The 17916-nt window shown below is 66.0% G+C and carries 20 protein-coding genes; 4 read left to right on the forward strand and 16 right to left on the reverse strand.

Annotated elements, in window-relative coordinates:
* Positions 1-177: 177 nt before the first annotated feature.
* A complete protein-coding gene (locus tag CCR82_RS17155) occupies positions 178-408 on the reverse strand; it encodes a hypothetical protein (RefSeq protein WP_201247036.1) in 231 nt (76 codons plus the stop codon).
* Between the two features lie 163 nt (positions 409-571).
* On the opposite strand from CCR82_RS17155, the gene CCR82_RS17160 reads away from it, so the two are divergent.
* Together CCR82_RS17160 and CCR82_RS19440 are read left to right on the forward strand one after the other, a co-directional pair.
* Positions 572-925: an HMA2 domain-containing protein gene (locus CCR82_RS17160; protein ID WP_201247037.1), complete on the forward strand. Its 354-nt coding sequence runs from the start codon at positions 572-574 to the stop codon at positions 923-925.
* Between the two features lie 115 nt (positions 926-1040).
* Positions 1041-1778 carry an HMA2 domain-containing protein gene (locus CCR82_RS19440; protein WP_420827345.1) on the forward strand — a complete coding sequence of 246 codons (738 nt, stop codon included), beginning with the start codon at positions 1041-1043 and terminating at the stop codon, positions 1776-1778.
* A gap of 119 nt (positions 1779-1897) precedes the next feature.
* Here the strand turns inward: CCR82_RS19440 and CCR82_RS17165 are convergent, their stop codons facing one another.
* The 11 genes from CCR82_RS17165 to hmuQ all read right to left on the reverse strand — a co-directional run bounded on the left by CCR82_RS17165 (position 1898) and on the right by hmuQ (position 13071).
* Positions 1898-3880: a TonB-dependent receptor, heme/hemoglobin family gene (locus CCR82_RS17165; protein WP_338073202.1), complete on the reverse strand. Its 1983-nt coding sequence runs from the start codon at positions 3878-3880 to the stop codon at positions 1898-1900.
* A 258-nt stretch (positions 3881-4138) separates the two neighbouring features.
* The gene (gene hutW, locus CCR82_RS17170) at positions 4139-5527 is read right to left on the reverse strand and encodes a heme anaerobic degradation radical SAM methyltransferase ChuW/HutW (RefSeq protein WP_201247039.1); all 1389 of its coding nucleotides are present in this window, start codon (positions 5525-5527) and stop codon (positions 4139-4141) included.
* 30 nt (positions 5528-5557) lie between these two features.
* Entirely contained in the window at positions 5558-6757 is a 1200-nt protein-coding gene (locus CCR82_RS17175) for an energy transducer TonB (RefSeq protein WP_201247040.1), read from the reverse strand.
* Between the two features lie 10 nt (positions 6758-6767).
* A complete protein-coding gene (locus CCR82_RS17180; protein ID WP_201247041.1) occupies positions 6768-7181 on the reverse strand; it encodes an ExbD/TolR family protein in 414 nt (137 codons plus the stop codon).
* A gap of 10 nt (positions 7182-7191) precedes the next feature.
* A complete protein-coding gene (locus CCR82_RS17185) occupies positions 7192-7518 on the reverse strand; it encodes an ExbD/TolR family protein (protein ID WP_338073204.1) in 327 nt (108 codons plus the stop codon).
* Positions 7519-7523: 5 nt separating this feature from the next.
* Positions 7524-8567 (reverse strand): MotA/TolQ/ExbB proton channel family protein, encoded by a 1044-nt coding sequence (locus tag CCR82_RS17190; protein WP_242513575.1) that lies wholly within the window; start codon positions 8565-8567, stop codon positions 7524-7526.
* Complete coding sequence (locus CCR82_RS17195) at positions 8564-9547, reverse strand: heme ABC transporter ATP-binding protein (protein WP_242513576.1); 984 nt, start codon at positions 9545-9547, stop codon at positions 8564-8566. The genes CCR82_RS17190 and CCR82_RS17195 overlap by 4 nt, the downstream gene beginning before the upstream one ends.
* Positions 9544-10668: a FecCD family ABC transporter permease gene (locus CCR82_RS17200; RefSeq protein ID WP_338073203.1), complete on the reverse strand. Its 1125-nt coding sequence runs from the start codon at positions 10666-10668 to the stop codon at positions 9544-9546. Before CCR82_RS17200 ends, CCR82_RS17195 begins: the two co-directional genes overlap by 4 nt.
* 14 nt (positions 10669-10682) lie before the next feature.
* Positions 10683-11609, reverse strand: a complete 927-nt coding sequence (locus CCR82_RS17205) for a heme/hemin ABC transporter substrate-binding protein (protein WP_201247043.1) — start codon at positions 11607-11609, stop codon at positions 10683-10685.
* Complete coding sequence (locus CCR82_RS17210) at positions 11609-12757, reverse strand: hemin-degrading factor (RefSeq protein WP_201247044.1); 1149 nt, start codon at positions 12755-12757, stop codon at positions 11609-11611. The genes CCR82_RS17205 and CCR82_RS17210 overlap by 1 nt, the downstream gene beginning before the upstream one ends.
* Complete coding sequence (gene hmuQ / locus CCR82_RS17215; protein ID WP_201247045.1) at positions 12754-13071, reverse strand: heme-degrading protein HmuQ; 318 nt, start codon at positions 13069-13071, stop codon at positions 12754-12756. The genes CCR82_RS17210 and hmuQ overlap by 4 nt, the downstream gene beginning before the upstream one ends.
* 358 nt (positions 13072-13429) lie before the next feature.
* Here hmuQ and CCR82_RS17220 point away from each other — a divergent pair, with 358 nt between their 5' ends.
* Complete coding sequence (locus CCR82_RS17220) at positions 13430-13681, forward strand: type II toxin-antitoxin system Phd/YefM family antitoxin (protein ID WP_201247046.1); 252 nt, start codon at positions 13430-13432, stop codon at positions 13679-13681.
* Between the two features lie 9 nt (positions 13682-13690).
* Positions 13691-14125, forward strand: coding sequence for a putative toxin-antitoxin system toxin component, PIN family (locus CCR82_RS17225; protein WP_201247047.1), 435 nt, complete (start codon positions 13691-13693; stop codon positions 14123-14125).
* 202 nt (positions 14126-14327) lie between these two features.
* Here the strand turns inward: CCR82_RS17225 and CCR82_RS17230 are convergent, their stop codons facing one another.
* The 4 genes from CCR82_RS17230 to CCR82_RS17245 form a co-directional block, all read right to left on the reverse strand.
* The gene (locus CCR82_RS17230) at positions 14328-15371 is read right to left on the reverse strand and encodes a DUF4198 domain-containing protein (protein WP_201247048.1); all 1044 of its coding nucleotides are present in this window, start codon (positions 15369-15371) and stop codon (positions 14328-14330) included.
* A gap of 232 nt (positions 15372-15603) precedes the next feature.
* Positions 15604-16335, reverse strand: a complete 732-nt coding sequence (locus tag CCR82_RS17235; protein WP_201247049.1) for a FeoA family protein — start codon at positions 16333-16335, stop codon at positions 15604-15606.
* Positions 16319-17620: an HAD-IC family P-type ATPase gene (locus CCR82_RS17240; RefSeq protein WP_201247050.1), complete on the reverse strand. Its 1302-nt coding sequence runs from the start codon at positions 17618-17620 to the stop codon at positions 16319-16321. The genes CCR82_RS17235 and CCR82_RS17240 overlap by 17 nt, the downstream gene beginning before the upstream one ends.
* The coding region (locus tag CCR82_RS17245; protein WP_201247051.1) for a transposase at positions 17620-17916 on the reverse strand (297 nt) is incomplete at its 5' end. The genes CCR82_RS17245 and CCR82_RS17240, both read right to left, overlap by 1 nt.

The following is a 17916-nucleotide window of genomic DNA, read 5'->3' on the forward strand; positions in this document are numbered from 1 at the left end:
CGTCAAACTCACCAAGAAGGCCATGCGAGAGGTCGAAGCGCGGCTACTGCGCAACCCCGATCTGCCGAAGTGGGATATCTTGATCAAGCCTGCCTGCTCGGTATAACTGTTTCTGGAAATCACCTAACAACTCAAGTTTCAACCGCTTTCAGAAAAGCTACTGGTAACATGAGGGTTTCAAATTTGGAATTGCTGGCCCTCAACCCGCAGCTGAGCACGCCCTTCGAGCACCAGATAAAGCTCGTCCTCCTCATGCGCACTCTGCATCTCCTTGGAGCCAGCCGGGATGTAGTAGAGCGAGCAGCTTAGCGAGGGCGTTCGCAAAAGCTCCTTGAACCGGGTGGCGTTAGCGTCTAGCTGAGACATCAGCTCAGGCAGTTGGAAGACTAACCAGTTTGGATTACTCATCGGTGGCATGCCTCGGCGATCAAGAAAAAGTACACACAAAGTACAGGGATTAGAAAGCGATGAGAATGATTTGCATCAGCTCTCGTTGTGAGCATACAATGCGAACCGTTCCCGTTGCGCATTTTCCTTGCAACCCATCTCAGATGTTGGAGTCCCTGCCAAAATGAGCCAGTACATCCATCATATCCCCGGTCGCATTCGCGTGCGCTCCAAGGCCTTTCGCTGCTATGGCGAGCGGGCGAGCAATGCTCAGGCCAAGCTAATGGCCATGGACGGTGTGCGAGCGGTCCAAATCAATCAGCGCGCATCGAGCATCGTCGTTCAATATGACCCCGAGCTGCTGAGTCGTGTCGAACTCTTTGCCGCGCTCGAAGACCTCGGCTGCATGGCCGCTGTGCGGCGCGATGAAACCCATGCCAATAAGCTCGGCGAGACCTTCGGCAAGGCGCTGGTCGGTGCGATGATGCAGAAGGTGGTTGAGCAATCCGCCCGCAACCTGGTGGGTGTCCTTGTCTGACGCTTGGCTAGAGCGCTTTGCGCCAGAAGATGAAGACCCGAGGTTCAGCCCAGGGTGGGTCCATGCCCTGCAGCCAGCAGCGGACAAGCCTGGGATCTCAGCCAAGGCGCGACGGATGCGGGTGCATCATCGAATCGCAGGACGGTTGCGCGTTTTCATTCCCTTGCTCCGCGGTGATCCCGCTCTGACGCAGCGCTTGGTGGATGCGCTTGAGGCCAATGCGGACATTCGCTCAGTCCGCGCGAATCCGACCTGTGGCAGCCTCATCATCCGCCATCGCCTCGACGCGCTGTCTACAGACCAGCTAGAGGCTTATGTCTCTGCATTGATGGAGCCATGGCTTGTCAGTCAAGACCACCAGCGATCTGTCCATCAGGGACCTGCCCCTGCGGACAGCCAGAGGAGATCCCAGGGGTGTAGCCCAGTGAACATGCAGGGTTCAACGCATAGATCTGATCAGAGTTCTGCTCAGTGGCTTGCGACTGTTCCCAGCTCGCGACGACATGAAACCGAGCGAGGCCGTCAACGATCCACGCTGATCCGCCAACCACTGACCTGGCCGCTCGCGGACCTGAGTCGAGATCGTACAGAGATGAACCCGGGAACACTGGCGCAGGTGTCGAAGACTGGACCTTCCAAGACGAAGCTGACAGCTGTCTCTGGAATCGATCGCGCCTTATTCTCGGTCCCTGATCGCTGCTGGCTGTGTGATCTCAATCAGTACCTGATGCGGGCCATGCTGAGGTTTTCACTGCGATGCTGGTGGCGCGATCGGCGCCGCGCACTGGCGCGGCGTTTCGCGGTCCTTAAGACGATTCGCCTAGAGCATCTGTCGCGGCATCTCCGCTCCTGAAGTCTCTCATACTGCACATCGACACCCAACGGGTGCGAGCGCCACCAAATGACGCGCAATCCGAACTTGAGAGCGATGCGCGCTTGCTTGATATCGAGGCTGACTAGTCAAGCGCGGGGTCAGAAGTTGTAGCTCAGCGTTGCCTTGATGTTGCGCCCTGGCCCCTGCAGCACCGAGAGGTAAGGCCTGTAGTCCTCATCGAGCAGATTGTCGACGCCGAGGTCTAGGCTCAGACCGGCCAGGCGCTCGGCAGGCTGCCACCTGAGCCAGATGTCGTAGAGGTTATAGCTGTCGGACGGCTCAATCCCTTCCGGCACCCGGTCTTGGGCGGCGATGAAGCGTCCGCGCGCGCCGATCTCAAGGCCCTGCGCCGGGAAACGCAGGCCAAGTCGGGAGATCCATTCATCCGGCTGGACGCTTGCCAGGGGCTTGCCGGTGGTCTCGTTATCACCGCGCGTCTGCGCGTAGGCGAGGCCCGCGAACCAGCGCGGCGCATCGTAGATGGCCTCGATCTCGACGCCCTCGAGCCGCGCATCGGTCACGTTCTCCTGCGTCGTGACGCCCCCGGGTCCGGGGTTGCCGGGCACGGGCCGGAAGGTGAAGACGACTTCACGGTCGATAAAATCGCGCACGTCGTTGCGAAAGAACGCTGCCCGGAAGCCGGCGCGGTCACCGTCCGCAAGGAGATCCTGTTGGCTCAAGCGCAGGCCAATCTCCTTGTTGTGCGCTTTCTCGGGCTTGAGATCTGGGTTCGGAACGAACAGGTTCTGACAACCCCGACCGCAGGTGAAATGCACGCCGGAGACGAACAGCTCCGCCGGGCTCGGCGCACGGAAGGCCTCGTTGTAGCTCGCCTGAAGCGAGAGCCAATCGGTGACCCGCAGGTTGGCGCCAATCTTTGCTGACCAGGCGCTATCCTCATTGGTCTCGGCGCTTCCCTGATTGAGCGTGCTCGAGTAGTCGTCGAAGCGTATGCCTGGGATCAGGCTGAGGCGCTCGCCGATCAGGATCTCGTCTTGCAGGTAGGCGCTGATGACCTGCTGGCTGCCATCCGGGGCGCTGCTGCGCGGCGCGCCATCGCGCTTCGCGTTGGCACTATCCTCGTAATACTCGAGTCCGTAGCTGATGATCTGATCGATGCCACGACTCAGGCCGAGGCGCATGGTATTGCGCGCATCGAGCCCGATGGTTGTCAGCTCGGTCTCGTCGCTGCGCCCGTCTTGTTTTCGGTCTTCGTCGATCCGGGTCAGGTTGCGGTACAGCAGCAGCGATGGGTTGAAAGAGCGGTTGTCTGCGTCATCACGCCAGTAGCGAAAGGTCATGTTGTCTTGACGCGTGGTGCGATCAACGAGCGTCTCTGGTGCGGCCTCGTTCTGGGCATTGGACGGCACCTCGCCATCTTCACTGAAACCGAGGTAGCTGGCACTGAACCAGTTGCGGCCATCGACACTCCAGGTGCCCTTCGCGAGCCCTGAGGTTCGTTCAAAGCCTGAGTTCTCCAAGTCCTCGCCATCACCGAGACGCATATCGCCCGCGTCGCGGTGATTCAGGTCGACAAGCAGATCCAGCTGATCATCGATGCGGCCATAAACGGCTGCCCCACTCATCCACTGCGCGTTGACGCCCTGATAGCCAGCGCGCGCGCGAGCGCCGAGGGTTTTGCCAGGTGCAAGCAGGTCGGAGGCATCGGCGGTCTCCAAGGCGATGACACCGCCGATGGCGCCGCTGCCCCAGAGTGCCGAGGCCGGTCCGCGAATGACCTCGACTTGCCGCAGCAGGTCGGGCTCGACGAAGAGACGAGCGTTGTGTGCGCCGGCAAAGTTCTGTCGGGCACCATCGAGCAGAAAGAGAATGCGGTCATCCGAGAGACCGCGCATGGTCACCGCCTGCCCGATCCCGCGCGGTCCGCCACCAACCGCCACATTGGGCAGGTCCTCGAGCAAGTCGCCGAGGTTTTGTGGTTGGCGCTGGTCGATCTCAGCGCGGTCGATGATGCTGACGGACTCGGGAACCTCGTCGAGCGGCCGGCTGGTCTTGGTGGCGGTGACGGTGACCGGACCGAGCTCGACCTCGATTGGGTCGCCAATGGCGGGTAAGGCCACGAAGACGACCGGCAGGCTGCTCAGTGTGAGCGCTCGTGCTAACCGAGAAGCCTGACCTGATGAGCCGGTTCGGGTCTTCGCAAGTGAGCGAGCAGCGGTGTGGGTTGGAAAAGACGGGGAGCCTTGGCAAGACATCGGGCGAACCTCCAAACGGGATGGGTCCACACGGCTTGCTGTGTCCTGGCCCCCAGGATTCTGGAGGGCGGCGGATGGCTTGCGGTGTGCATGAGGAGCAAAAAACAGCAGAACAAACGGGTCTCAGGCATTGCTTGGCGTCTCCCGAAGGCATTGATCGAGCCATTCGAGCAGATTCTGCGTTAGCGGCACCTGCCAGAAGCGACCGGCGAGCGTCAGCTCGAGCCAGCGCCCGTCGCGCATCACCAAGCCGGCGCGCTGCCATTGGGCGAACAACGGGTCGGTCAGCGACGCGAGTTCCCGATCGGCATGGGCCTGCAGCTCGGCGGCCAGACCGACCAGGTCCAGATGTCCGCGCTCGAGCTCGCCCTTGATCCGATTGAACAGCCGAGCATGGGGCGAATGCCGCATCAGCCCGGTCACCACCGGCTCGCCCTGCGTGAGCCGACGCTGGTAGTCGTCGACATCCGCGGTGTTGCGAAACGAGTAGGCGCGCTCGCCGCCATGCAGCGAGCCGCCGGCGCCGGCGCCGATGGCCAGGCAATCGGCACCGGCCTTGACCAGCAGGTTGTAGAGGTTGCGCTCCCGCGTGCCTTGACGCCAATGGCTGCTGGAGAGCGGCTCCCAGCGCGCTGCATCCAGCCGTTCGGTGCCCTGTTGGTAGAAACGGCCGAGCTGCTCGGGTGCGGCCGGCTTGAGCTTGCCAGCGTCAACCGCGCTGGCAAGCGGGGTGTTACGCATCTGCTTGAGGGCATAGAGATCGACCCCGTCGAGTCCGAGCGCGATCGCGGTGTCGAGATCCTCGGCCCAGAGCGCCGCGTCTTGCTCCGGCAGCCCGAAGATCAGGTCGATGACGATGGCGCCCTGATCGAGCCCCATCAGCCCCTCCAGCGCGCTCAGCAGCTCGGTGCGGCTCGCCTTGCGACCGAGACGCTGGCGGAGGCGTTCATCGAAGGTCTGCACGCCGAGCGAGAGGCGGTTGGCGCCGGCGGCGAAGGCCGCGCGTGCCTTATCGAGCCCGAAGCCGTGCACACGACCCTCGACAGTGATCTCGCAATCGGCGGCGAGCGGCAGCGTCTCGCGGACCGCTTCGATGGCCCGTGCCAGGTCGGCAGCGGAGAGCAGGGTTGGGGTGCCACCGCCGAAGTAGACCGCGCGGATGGCGGCCTCGGACAGGTCGGGCCGGTCACGCTCACGCTGCAACTGCGTGATCAGCGCATCGACATAGGCGCTGCCGGCTTCCTCGCGCCAGGCATTCTGATAGAAGCCGCAGAACAGGCAATGATTGGCGCAGTAGGGCACATGCACATAGGCCACCGCGGGATGACCGAGCGGGGTCTCGGTGAGCTGCTCCCAGAGTGGTGTAAGCTCACTCGGATCGACCGGCGTTAGACCGACGAAGGGATGCACCGGCCGTTGCCCGCCGAAGGCCTGTGCCAAGGGCGCGCTGGACTCGCGGGCGAAGAAAGCCTCGAGCGGGCGGTGGGCGATGATGGGGCGGTTCGGGGTCATGGGAAAACAGCGAGCCCTCGAGAGGTTGATTCAACGCAGGTTGAAGGCGATGGGCAAGGTGATGGTCAGGCGCGAGTGGCCGAGGCTGCGCGGGATCTTCGGCATCGGTGAGGCGCGCTTGAGCATCGCGGCCGCCTCCCGGTCGAGCAGTGGATGGCCGGAGGTGCTGACGATCTGGTGCGAGACGACGCGGCCGTTCTGATCGATGGTAAAGCGCACCTTGACCGTGCCCTGCTGACGCAGGCGCCGCGCGCGGGAGGGATAGCGCTTGTGCTTATTGAGCCAAGCGGCGAGCTGACCGTAGTAGTTGCCCGCACCGCCCGAGCCGCGGCCGCTGCCCTTGCCACGGCCGCTGCCCGCGCCTTGCTTGCCGAGTCCGGCACCGCGGCCGCGACCGCTGCTGGCCTGTCCGTCCCGGCCGCTTGCTGTTCCGGATGAGGTGCTCCCGCGCGCGCCGGAATCCGATCCGACGGCCGATCGGTGAGTCGGTCCCGTGCGGCTAGCGGTCGTCGGCGAGCGCTCGGCCGAGGTCGCCGACGGGCGGGGTGGTGTCTTTGGTCGTGGCTTTGGCTGTGCGGCAGGCGCCGGAGCGGGCTTTGGCTTGGGCGTCGATGCCGCGATCGGCTTGGACTTGGGCGTCGGCCTTGGCTGAGTTGCCGATCTCGGCTCAGGCTCGGGCTCGGGCTCTACTTTCGGTTTCGGCTCGAGCTTGGGCTCAGGCGTGGGCGCGGGCTTGGGTTGCTTCTGCTGGACAGGCTTGGGCGTCGGTTCCGGCGTTGGCTCGGGACGAGCGGTGATTGGCGTTGATGGAGATGGCACCTCGTCTTGCAGTTCTTGCTGAGGCGATCGCGTGATGGCCCGTACAGGCTCCGAGATCGGTGCCGGGGCGGCTGCAACCGGCTGCGCGGCGGTTGCCGGTGCCGGTGCAGTTGGCACCGACGCTTTGATAGCCTCGCTAACTGCCTTAGCTGCTCGTGCATCCAGCGGTTGCGCATGGGCGCTCGCCAAGGCTGTTCCGGGCGCGACGGCCGAGAGCGCGCCGGCGGCACCGACCTCGCGCCCATCGCCACCCTCGGCGCGGCCATCGCCACCGTCGCCGAGCCCAATGATGATGGTCGTCGGCTCGGGCATCGGCGTGGCCGGTGTCGGCACCAGCGCCAACGCCAAGACCGCGTGCAACATCCCGGCGATGAGGAAGGCGATGAGCCAATGGCGCAGCGTCAGCTCCATGATGGATGCCTCAGTCCTGGCGGGCCAGCAATCGCACCCGCTCCACACCCAGTGCACGGAGCTGCGTCAGCAGCGCCCGCAGCTCGACCATGACGAGGGCACCGTCGGCCTTGAGCGTCAGATTCAATGGCGTATCGGGTGTCTCGGCGGGCTTGAGCGACTCGGCGAGCGCCGTGGTCAACTGATCCGCCCGAATCAGCTCGCCGTTGAGCGCGATGCGCCCATCGGCATCGATCAGCAACTGCACTGGATCGGGCTCGGTCGCCTGTCCCTCTCGCGAGACTGGGGGATCGATCGGTAGCGCATCTGTCGGCGCGATGGTGCCGACGATCATGAAGAAGATCAGCAGCAAGAAGACGACGTTGATCAGCGGGATCAAGGCCACTTCCTGATCCCGACGCGGTGGCGGTTGCGTCAAACGCATCGCGATCTCCTCAATGCAGCCGCAGCACTGGCACGCCAGCGGCGGCAAGGGCGTCGAAGACCCGCAACAGTTGCTGCAGATCGACCGAATCATCGGGCTGCACGACCACGCCAAGCGTTGGCGAGCGCGCCTGCCACGCGCGCAGTGCGGCGGCCAGGCCCGAGCGCGGCAGCGCGTCCCCGTTGAGATCGAGGCTGCCGTCGGCCTGGATGCGCAACAGCAATGATTGGGGCTGGCCGGTCCCCTCGCTGCTCACCGATGGCACCTCCAAGGGCACGGCATTGAGACGCGTGAGGGACGAAGCCAGCATGAAGAACAGCAACAGGATGAACACCACGTCGATCAAAGGCGTGAGCCCAATCGTGCGACGGCGTGCCGATGGACGTGGCTCAAGCTGCATCGCCGAGACCCTGATGGCGTGGACGCGAGCCGGCGTCTGCGCTGAGCGAGGGCTGGTGCTGGTGCGGGCCCCATCGAGGCGGCCGTCTCGGAGGCGTTCGACGGGACGCGATGCGCGCCTGGATGCGCACTTGAGAGGATCGAGCGCGCACCCGGCTGCATCGCCGAGCAGGTGAAGACCCGGGTGACGGCGTCTTCCATCTGGTGCGCGCAGCGCTCGACCCGGCGCTCGAGCCAGCTGTGCAGGAACACCACCGGGATGGCCACGCCAAGGCCGGCTGCGGTGGTCAATAGTGCCTGCCAGATGCCGCCCGAGAGCACGGCGGGATCGACGCGGCTGCCGGCGGCCGCGAGCTGCTGGAAGGCCTCGATCATACCGAGCACGGTGCCGAGCAGGCCGAGCAGCGGGCTGAGCGAAGCGATCACCTCCAGCGCCCGCAGCCAGGAGCGCAGTTGCTCCAATTGGGCGTTGGCGGCGCGGCGCAGCTCCTCGCGCAGCAGCTCCAGCGCGGCCGGCGGTTGATTGCGGACCTGCTGCAGCCCGCGGATCGCTTGCGCGACCAAGCGCGCGGTCGGCTGCCGGCGATCGCCGAGGGTCGCCAAGGCCGCAGCAGGCTGGTCGCGAGACCAGCTCTGCAGCGCCGCCTCGACCGCGTGCGGGGTATCGAGACGCACGCGCGCGAACTGCCAGAGCTTGGCCAGCACGATGGTGAGGGCGACGATCGACAGCACCGCCAGCACCATCAAGACGGGGCCGCCGTTGCCGACGGTCTCACGCAGCGGCTCGCTCAGGTTGGCCAGGCCCTGCAGCCAGGACTGCGGTTCGACAGCGCTGGTGTCTGGCAGCATGGCATCGGTGGCATCGGCCGCGGCGCGCTCGGGAGCGGATGCCGTCGGTGCCGGTGAGAGGTCGCTCGGGTGCGCGCCCGCTGGCTGAGCGGACAGCGGAGTGTCAGCGGTGCTGATGTCGGCTTGGGTGTCAGTCATAGCTCGCGATGATCGTGGGCTTGGGTGGTCTGAGAAGCGGTACGGGGACGGTTGACGCGCGTGCTCAAGGCGCCCGCGGATGGCGAGTGCGGCGGCTGTGGGCACCAGGACGTCGTCTGTGCTCGATGGACTGGGCGGCGCGGCGCCGATGACGGATCGGCGCGCGGCACGATCAGCGGGCAGCCGAGCTCGGGATGCGCCAGGATCTGCACCGGCAGCCCGAACGCCTCAGCGATCAGGTCCGGTTCGAGCGCGTCTTCCGGCGCGCCGACCGCGAGCAGCCGGCCAGCCTTGAGGATCGCGACGCGGTCGGCGTACTGGGCGGCGAGGTTCAGGTCGTGCAGAACGACCAGGACGCCAAGGTCATGCCGGGCCCAGCGTCGCGCCAGCGCCAGGGTCGCGTGCTGATGGGCGATATCCAGGCTGGCGGTCGGCTCGTCCAGGAGCAGGAAACGCGGTTCGCGCTCGGGCAGCGGGTCCCAGATCTGCACCAGCACGCGCGCCAGGTGGACGCGCTGGCGCTCGCCGCCGGACAGGGTGGTGTAGCGGCGCTCGGCGAGGTGCGCGATCTCGACCTCGCCCAGGGCGCGCGCGGCGCGATGGACATCCTCGCTGCTCGGACCGCCGAACGGGATTCGCCCCATCAGCACCACCTCCAAGGCGGTGAACGGAAAGTCGAGCGGGCTGTGCTGCGGCAGCACGGCGCGGCGTTTCGCGAGTTCGCGCGCCGGCCAGGCGCTCAGGGGCCGGCCGTTGAGCCGCACCTGGCCGCGCTCCGGGCTCAGCTCCGCGCTCAGCGTGCGCAGCAGGGTCGACTTGCCGGCGCCGTTGGCGCCGAGCACCGCGAGCACCTCGCCGGCGGCCAGTCTCAGGCTCAGGTCATAGAGTAGGGCACGGCCATCGCGGCGGATGCAGAGTCCCTCGGCCTCTAGGGTCTGACTGGAGCCAGGATCAACCGGCGGTCGGACATCCATTTTCATGCTGTTCTCCGCTGCCAGCGCAGCAGCAGGGCCAGGAAGAAGGGGCCACCGAGCAACGCGGTCAGGATGCCGATCGGCAGCTCGGCCGGGGTCACCAGGGTCCGTGCCAAGAGATCGGCGAGCAGCAACAGGCTGCCACCGAGCAGCGCGGCGCCTGGCAGCAGCAGGCGATGATCGGGGCCCAACGCCAGGCGCAGTAGATGGGGCACCACCAGGCCGACGAAGCCGATGATGCCGCTCACCGCAACCGCCGCGCCGACCGCGAGCGCCGCCAAGGCGACGATCAGCGGCTGCATGCGCTGCACCGCGATCCCCAGATGCCCGGCCTCGGCCTCGCCCAAGAGCAGCGCATTGAGCGTGCGCGCGAGCAACGGCAGCGCCAACAGCGGCACCGCGATCAGCAGTGCGGCGCTGCCGACCGCAGGCCAGGTCGCGCCACCGAGACTGCCCATGCTCCAGAAGGTCAGGGTGCGCAGCTGTTGGTCATCGGCCAGATAGGTCAACAGCCCGGTGCCAGCCCCGGCGAGCGCGTTGATGGCGATGCCGGCGAGCAGCAAGGTGGTCACCGAGGTGCGGCCATCGCGACTGGCCAGCCGATAGACCAGCAAGGTGGTCACCAGGCCGCCGGCGAAGGCGGCGATGGGCAGACTGAAGGGCCCGAGCGCCTGGGTCAGAAAGGCCAGCCCCTGCCCGCCGAGCACGATCACCGAGACCGCCGCCAGGGCCGCACCGGCGGAGACGCCGATCAGACCCGGATCGGCCAAGGGGTTGCGGAACAGCCCCTGCATCGCAGCCCCCGCGACCGCTAGGCCGGCACCGACCAGTAGACCGAGCAGGGTGCGCGGCAGCCGGATCGACAGGATCACCGCCTCGTGCTGGGGCGCGACCTCGGCGACCGGCAGGCCGGCCAGTGCGCCGAGCGTGCGCAGCACCTCGGCGAGCGGGATCGCGACCGGCCCGATCGCGATCGACAGCAGGGCCACCGACAGCATCAAGGCCAGCAAGGCCGCCAGGCTCAGCCGCTCGAGCTGGCGGCGCTGCAGCACGGGATGGGTGCCAGGATGGCTGGCAGCATGGCTGGCGGGACGATTGGCGCGAAGGCCGAGCACGCGGGTGTTCATCGAGCCACCACTGCTCAGGGCTGTCCGGCGGTGAGACCGGAGCGTTCGTCGGTCTCTTCATCGATGATGCCGAGCTCAGAGGCGAGCTGCGCGGCGGCCACCGCCAGCCGTGGCCCGAAGGCGAGCAGCAGCGGACCGTCCATGGCGAGCACGCGCCGTGCCTGACCGGCGGGGGTAGCCTGGAGCGCGCCGCGCTCCAGCACCGCATCGAGACCGCCGAGCTGTTCGAGATTGCGCTGGGTCACCAGGATCACCTCCGGCGCTGCAGCCAGCGCGGCCTCGGCACTGAGCGGCTTGTAGCCGGAGAAGGCGTCATGCAGCACGTTCTCGCCACCGGCGAGGCGGATGACGGTATCGGCGGCCGTATCACGGCCGGCGGCCATGTCGTTGCCGGAGCCGATGTGCAGCAGGAAGAGCAGGCGCGGTCGCTTGCTGCTGCGCTCGGTAGCCGCCTCCAACTGGGCGAGCTCGTCGTCGAGCTGCGCGCTGAGCGCCGCGCCGGCCTCGGTCCGGTCGAGCACCTCGGCGACCGCGGCGATCGTCTCGTGCAGTCCGGCGACGCTGGGCGTATCAGGGATCGGGTGGGTGTCGACCCCGGCGCGCGCGATCTGCTCGAGGACCTCCGGCGGGCCGGCGTCATCGGTCATCAGCAGCCGATCCGGGTTCAGGCTCAGGATGCCTTCCGCCGACAGGGCGCGCTTGTAGCCAACCTTGGCGATGTCCTCGGTGGCATCGGGATAGAGGCTCGTGGTGTCGACGCCGACCAGCTGCGCCTCGCCACCGAGGGCGTAGAGGATTTCGGTGATGGCGCCGTCGACCGAGATCAGCCGCGCGGTCTGCGCGGATGTCTCGCCTGTCTCGGCGAGGAGTGCAGAGGCGCACCAGAGCAGGCCGATCGCTGCGCCCGTCACTGTTGTCAGTAACCGCTTGCGGGGTTGCATCAGGCTTGCTCCGGATAGGTGATCTCATCGAGCAAGGCCCGCCACTGCGGCGACTCGGATTCGCCGCCCTTGCGCAGGCCGAAGCACTGCAACAGCAGCGCGCCAGCGGCGTCGTAGCACTCGAGGCTGGTCACCACGCCCTGATCGGTCGGTTTGCGCACCAGCCAGCTCTCGGCGATCGCCTCCATGCGCAGGTGCAGATTGAAATCCGGGTCGAGGATGTTGTACCAGGGGCCGACGGTGACGAGCCGCTTCTGGATCGGGCCACTGTGGATCTGGATGCAGCCCGGGCTGCCGACGAAGAGCATCACCGGCAGACCCTGCTCGCGCACGCGCTCGAGCAAGGTCTGATAGCTGCTCGGCGCCGCGCGCCGCGCGAGATCATCGCCCACCAGGCGCAAGGCCTGGCGGCGCCCGACCTGGAAGCGGCGCAGCAGGCCGAAGAAGTCATGGGTGTTGTGCATCGCCTCCCAGGCCGAACGCAGCCCGTCGATGTCGATCTCGACATCGGGGCGTTCCGCCGCTGCCGCCTGCGCTGACGCGATCTGCAATGCCGGCGCCTCTGGCCAGAGGTGACGCGCGACCAGCGCCTCCCAGGCCGTCGCCTCGGTCGCCTTGACGCGATAGACCTTGTGCACCGCGGTGCCGTTGCCATCGAAGAACTGCAGACTCTCGCGCGTCCCTGAATCCGTTCCTGAGGCCGTCCCTGAGTCCGTCGGCTCGCTCAGCGCGAATCCGCTCTTCCAGTGACGCAGGAACAGGCGCAGATCGACCGCCTCGCCGACCACCTGGCCCATCCCGTGCTCGGGATAGAGCGACACCTCCTCGAACGGGCCGATCTTCTCGATCACGGCGGCATGATTGCGGGTCAGCGCCATCACGGGCCCCACCGCGCGCAGATCGGTGATGAGCGCACCCCAGTCCTCACTAAGGCGCCGGCTTCCTGGATGGCAGGCCAATAGCTCGGCCTCGCTGACCGCGAGCTGCTCGGCGGCATCGCGCGCCCGCAGCCCGGGCTGGGCCTGCTTCAGGTGCTGCCAGCGTTGCCAGAGGGCCTGCGAGGATGGAGCCGACGGTTGACCCGAGGTCCAGGCCCGCGGCGCGGACGCCGAGGCTTGGGAGAGGGTGCTATTCGCATCCAGGCTCATGGCAGGGCCTCCTCGAGCACCACGTCGAAGCCCTCGAACACCGGATGTCCGGCATAGGTGCCTTGCGGCGCCTTGGCCTGCGCATGGGCTTGGCGAAAGGCCTCGGACTCGCGCCAGGCATCGAAATCGGCGCGCGAGGCCCACTGGGTGTAGGAGGCATAGAGCCGGCTCTCGCCGTCATCCTGCCCCTTGAGCAGGCGAAAGCCGCAGAAGCCGGGCATGGCGTCGAGCTGTGATTCGCGCTCGCGCCACATCGCCTCGAACGCGTCCTCGAAGCCCTGGTTGATGCGAAATCGGTTCATCGCGATGAACATGCGCTGTTGCCTCTTGCGGTGGTCCTGTCTTCTCCGAGCCCCGGGATGGCAGGCTTGCGGCGGACTGAGTCTCGTGGATCGAGAAAAAGGAGCGACCACCCGCAGGGATGGTCGTCCAAACACTGATGTCACCAATGAACGGCTGCTGTGAGCCAGCGGGATCATGCAAGGTCGCGCACAGAGGGCCGTTCACGGGGAGTAGATTAGCAAAACCAAATATAAATGACAATCGTTCTTTTTAGTCTTTCATGTTGAGCTAGACGGGCTTTGCTGGCACCGCGCGCACCGTCGCCTGCCTAGATATTTTGTCTATTTTGTCTAAAATGATCAGGATGTTCTTTTCTGTAAGGGATGCCCTATGCGCACCATCACTGCCAGCGAAGCGAAACAGGGCTTCGCCAACCTGATCGACACCGCCAGCCGGGAGCCAGTGGTCATCCAGCGCCAGAAACGCGATGTCGCCGTGGTGCTCTCCATGGCTGAATACGAGCGCTTGACACGGCTCAACATCGCCGAATTCCAGCGCTTCTGCGACCGCATCGGCCGTCAGGCCGAAGCTGCCGGGTTGGACGACGACACACTGGTCGAATTGCTCGCTTCGGACGACTGAGGTCCGGCCATGCGCACGGCCGAAACCCGTCTGGTACTCGACACCAATACCCTGATCAGCCGCATGCTGGTGCCGCGCGGCACGGCCGGGCGCGCCGTGGACAAGGCGCTGGCCGAAGGCGTACTGCTGGCCTCCGAAGAGACCTTGACCGAGCTGGCCGACGTCCTCTCCCGCCCCAAGTTCAACCCCTATGTTTCGGTTGAAGCGCGGCGCCAGTTCCTCGAGTTACTCGGCGGCGTCGTCCGCATGATCCCCATTCAGCACCGCATCCAGGCTTGCCGCGACCCTAAGGACGACAGGCTGCTGCACGTCGCCCTCAATGGCGAGGCGCAGTGTCTGATCACCGGCGATCAGGATTTGTTGGTGCTGGGGAGCAGCTTTCGGCAACGCCACGGGCTGCACATCCTCTCGCCGGCCGATTACCTCGCGTTGGTGGTGCCCTAGATCTAGATGTCTTCCGAGATCATTGAGCAATGATCAGGTCACTGGGATAGCGTCATCCGCCCGATACCAACATATCTGTAGCACTACCCATGTACCATGCGGGCCGCATCTGCGCCGCGTCCATGCGTTGATCGAGCATCTCAAGGATCGGCTGCCACGGCGTTGGGCGCTTTGACAATGGAGCCCCGAGCGCCTCGGCGGCTCAGCGGATGTCGAGCTGTTGCGCCAGCTCGGCATCCAGCTTGCCGGTGACGCGCAGGCCGCGATCGCGTTGGAAATCCTTGATCGCCGCTGTCGTGCGTGGGCCGAGCAGCCCGTCCACCGGACCGGGGTTGAACCCCTGGGCGCGCAAGGCGGCTTGCAGCGCCTCGACGGTTTCCGGGGTCACTGTCAACGGTTGCGGCGGTGCCGTTGTAGCGGGGCTCGCCGTTGCGTTGTCACCGTTAGCCAGCGAGCTGACATTGATCCAGAGCACGGCATCCTGTGACAGCTCCTTGCCCTTGTGCTCCTTGTCCGGTCCGGAGCCGAGGCAGGCGAAGCCCCAGATGCCGGGGCGCGGGATACCGAAGGTGAACACGCCGTTGGCGTCGGTGATGGTGACCAGCCCGGTCTTGGGCACAGGGCCCAGGGTCTCCTGGCTGGTGCGATTGGCCTGCAGGTCGAGCGTGCTGTTGATGTACTCGATCTCGCATTCGACACCGGCGGCTGGCTCGCCCTCGGCGAGCAGCTGGCCGGTGAAGGTGCTGCCGGCGAAGACCTGATAGGGCTTGTTCAGCGGCACGATCTCGGTGGGCAGCCCGATCGGCTCATTCCAGCCGGTGGGCATGGCGCCCTTGTTGACGATGGTCTTGGTGAGCTGCTGGATATAGATGTCCTCAGAGGCCTCCATGTAGGGTTCCGGCACCAGGGCGAACAGGTAGTCGCCGTTGCGCCGGATCTTGTAGGTCGCCTTGTAGGCCTGCGCGGAGCCCTCGCCCGGCCCTTGCCAGTCGACCGGCTCGAGGCTGTCGGTGAGGTCGGTCTTCTCGCCGCGGAAGAGGACGAAGAAGTCCTCCGGCGCGCCCATATCCATGGTGTGGGTATTCTCCATCGGGTGGCCGAAGATCAGGGCGAGATCGATCTCGGCGGGCGTCTCCAGCATCATCTCTGGGGTGTAGAGCAGCTGGAAGTGCGCCTGGGCGGCGCCGCTGAAGGTCAGGGCAGCGGTCAGGGCGGCGGCGGCGCGGGGCAAGGCGGTGCGGTTCATCGGCTTGGGGCTCATGGGGATCTGTCTTCTAGCTTCTAGCCTAAGGGGGACGAAAGCGTACAGCGTACAAAAAAAGCGACTATAGATACAAATGAGTTGTATTTGTTTTAGCTTTAGACGTCCTATCAACATGCCCGGCTAGCCTGCACAAGCTGCTGATTTATTAGGCCGTTGAGGGCATTCTGTTAGGGTTTCTTAGAGCTGACTCGGTCGCGATGCGAGTCCCCTCCGCTCAAGCAGGCGCGCTCGTCCCGGTCTCGACCAAGACCAGCTGCGCCTGCTCGAGGCGCAGATAAAGCCGCAGGCCATCGGCGCTGGTCACGACGATCGGCGCCGGGATCGGCTCCCCGACGACCTTATCCGGGCATACCGTCTGCAAGCTGAGGCGGTCACCTTCGCGGATGCCGAGCGACGCGATCTGCGCCTGCGCCGCCTCACCGCCGAGGATGGCGATGACCCGGAAGGGATGATCCTTGCGCGCATTGGCAAACTGCATCGGCCGTCCGTCGAGCTCGCCCCAGAGCTTGGCGGCGACGCCCTCGGTGAACGACAAGCGGCGGCCGCCGTCGAGCAGTGCCCGGTAGCGCATCGGTGGGATCTTGCGCAGCAGGGTGATGCGGTCGTTCTCGGCGAAGCCGAGCGTGCGCAGCGCTTCCTCCAGCCCGGTGCCAGCAGTCAGCCCTTCGATATGACCTTGCTCGCCCGGTCGCATCTCGATGATCGGCGTCTTGTGGTCATCGTCGTGATGCACGATGACCTTGGCCGCCATGCCGCTGGAGAGCGTGGCCTCGCCGCGCGGCCCACGCACCCGCACCGGCTGCAGCTGGACCTCCTCATCCTGACGGTAGAGCACGCAGCCGGGATAGAGACCGAGTCGGTGCAGCCGCTCGGCCAACAGGCCATTGAGCACCGGCCCGAGCCGCAATGGCTGGCCCACCGGCGCTTGATCAAGTGATGTCCGCATCATCTGCCTCCGCGCGGGGTGGGGCGGCCGCGTCACCGGCGGACAGGGGTGCCAGCGCCGCTGCCGCCGAGGCCAGCGACCTGCTGGACCAGTCCTTGCGGCCATCGAGTGCCGCGTAGCCGAGGATGCCGATGGTACTGCCGTTGTGGAGGCTGGCCGCAACCACTGGCGGCAGCACCCCCGCCACGGCCAAGGCCATGGTCGCGGAGTTGATCCCGATCGATGCCTGGGCGCAGCGCCTCAGCACCCTCTGAGTATGGCGCGCGATGGCCACGGCCGCGACCAGCACTTGCAGGTCCTCGCGCAACAACAGCACCTGGGCCGCCTCGCGCGCAAGGTCGGCCGCCTGCGGCATGCCGATCCCCACATCGGCGCTGATCAACGCCGGCGCATCGTTGATGCCGTCGCCGAGGAAGGCCACCCGCTGGCCCTGCTCGCGCAGTGCCTGTAAGGTCTTGGCCTTCTCCTCGGGCTTCAGCTCCCAGCACACCTCATCGATGGCCGGAAGGGCGCTGGCCAAGGCGCGCCCGGCATCGCGATGATCGCCGGTGAGTACCACCGTGCGCTGAATGCCGAGCGTCTTCAGCGCGGCCAGGGCCTGCTCCGCCTCCGGGCGAATGCGGTCGATGAGCGCGATCAGCCCGACCAGCCGGCCACCGCGGGCGACATAGAGCAGCGACTTGCCCTGGGCGTGAAGGTCGCCGGCGTACCCCTCGGCCGCCGCGCAGTCGATGCCCTCATCATCCTCGAGGAAATGGCGGCTGCCGACCAGGACCCGCTGATCATCGACATAGGCCGAGACGCCATGGGCGACGACGAAATCGACCTGACTGATCGCCGGCAAGGCGAGCGCGCGCGCCGCCGCTTCGGCGACCACGGCGCGTGCCACCGGATGTTCGTAGTGCTCCTCGGCCCCAGCGGCGAGCGCGAGCAAGCCCGGCTCGTCGAGCCCGTGGAGAGGGATCAGGTCGGCGACCCGCATCGCGCCGGTGGTCAGGGTACCGGTCTTGTCGAACACCACCGTATCGACCTGATCCAGGTTCTCGAGCGCCTGGGCACCCTTGAACAACACCCCGGCGCGGCTGGCGGCGAAGATGTTGGCGCGCACGGCGACCGGATTCGAGAGCTTGATGGCACAGGAATAGTCGACCGTCAGCACCGACGCGGCGCGGCTCAGATCGCGGGTGAGGGCGAAGACACCGAGGCCGGTCAAGAAGGTCAATGGCACCAGCCGATCGGCCAGCTGAGTGCTGCGCACCTCCCCCTTGGAGCAGGGCAATCGCATCAAGCTTTGCTAATATTAGCGTTTCCTGATGATTTTGTTTTCTCGTCACTTTTGGGCCACTCGAAGAGCAGTTTTGTCAGGTAGTCCTCGTTGCAAGCGGCCTTCAAGCGTTTGTTCTGCAGCCCCACCTTGGTGTCATCATTCTTCAGTCGTGAGAGCGCGAGGTGACGCAGCACGGCGAGGTTCTCACGCGCCACCGGCTGGCGCACACGGCACTCATCCTCGCGAAAGGCGATGTCGAGAGTCCAATGCAAGCCGTTTTCAACGCCCCAGTGGCCGCGCACGGCGTGGGCAAA

Source organism: Halochromatium salexigens (assembly GCF_016653295.1).
Taxonomy (GTDB): domain Bacteria; phylum Pseudomonadota; class Gammaproteobacteria; order Chromatiales; family Chromatiaceae; genus Lamprobacter; species Lamprobacter salexigens.

Coding starts and splice junctions, on each gene's coding strand:
- CCR82_RS17155 (WP_201247036.1), bottom strand. CDS start 408: ATGAGTAATCCAAACTGGTTAGTCTTCCAACTGCCTGAGCTGATGTCT.
- CCR82_RS17160 (WP_201247037.1), top strand. CDS start 572: ATGAGCCAGTACATCCATCATATCCCCGGTCGCATTCGCGTGCGCTCC.
- CCR82_RS19440 (WP_420827345.1), top strand. CDS start 1,041: ATGCGGGTGCATCATCGAATCGCAGGACGGTTGCGCGTTTTCATTCCC.
- hutW (WP_201247039.1), bottom strand. CDS start 5,527: ATGACCCCGAACCGCCCCATCATCGCCCACCGCCCGCTCGAGGCTTTC.
- CCR82_RS17175 (WP_201247040.1), bottom strand. CDS start 6,757: ATGGAGCTGACGCTGCGCCATTGGCTCATCGCCTTCCTCATCGCCGGG.
- CCR82_RS17180 (WP_201247041.1), bottom strand. CDS start 7,181: ATGCGTTTGACGCAACCGCCACCGCGTCGGGATCAGGAAGTGGCCTTG.
- CCR82_RS17190 (WP_242513575.1), bottom strand. CDS start 8,567: ATGACTGACACCCAAGCCGACATCAGCACCGCTGACACTCCGCTGTCC.
- CCR82_RS17195 (WP_242513576.1), bottom strand. CDS start 9,547: ATGAAAATGGATGTCCGACCGCCGGTTGATCCTGGCTCCAGTCAGACC.
- CCR82_RS17200 (WP_338073203.1), bottom strand. CDS start 10,668: ATGAACACCCGCGTGCTCGGCCTTCGCGCCAATCGTCCCGCCAGCCAT.
- CCR82_RS17205 (WP_201247043.1), bottom strand. CDS start 11,609: ATGCAACCCCGCAAGCGGTTACTGACAACAGTGACGGGCGCAGCGATC.
- CCR82_RS17210 (WP_201247044.1), bottom strand. CDS start 12,757: ATGAGCCTGGATGCGAATAGCACCCTCTCCCAAGCCTCGGCGTCCGCG.
- hmuQ (WP_201247045.1), bottom strand. CDS start 13,071: ATGTTCATCGCGATGAACCGATTTCGCATCAACCAGGGCTTCGAGGAC.
- CCR82_RS17220 (WP_201247046.1), top strand. CDS start 13,430: ATGCGCACCATCACTGCCAGCGAAGCGAAACAGGGCTTCGCCAACCTG.
- CCR82_RS17225 (WP_201247047.1), top strand. CDS start 13,691: ATGCGCACGGCCGAAACCCGTCTGGTACTCGACACCAATACCCTGATC.
- CCR82_RS17230 (WP_201247048.1), bottom strand. CDS start 15,371: ATGAACCGCACCGCCTTGCCCCGCGCCGCCGCCGCCCTGACCGCTGCC.
- CCR82_RS17235 (WP_201247049.1), bottom strand. CDS start 16,335: ATGCGGACATCACTTGATCAAGCGCCGGTGGGCCAGCCATTGCGGCTC.
- CCR82_RS17240 (WP_201247050.1), bottom strand. CDS start 17,620: ATGCGATTGCCCTGCTCCAAGGGGGAGGTGCGCAGCACTCAGCTGGCC.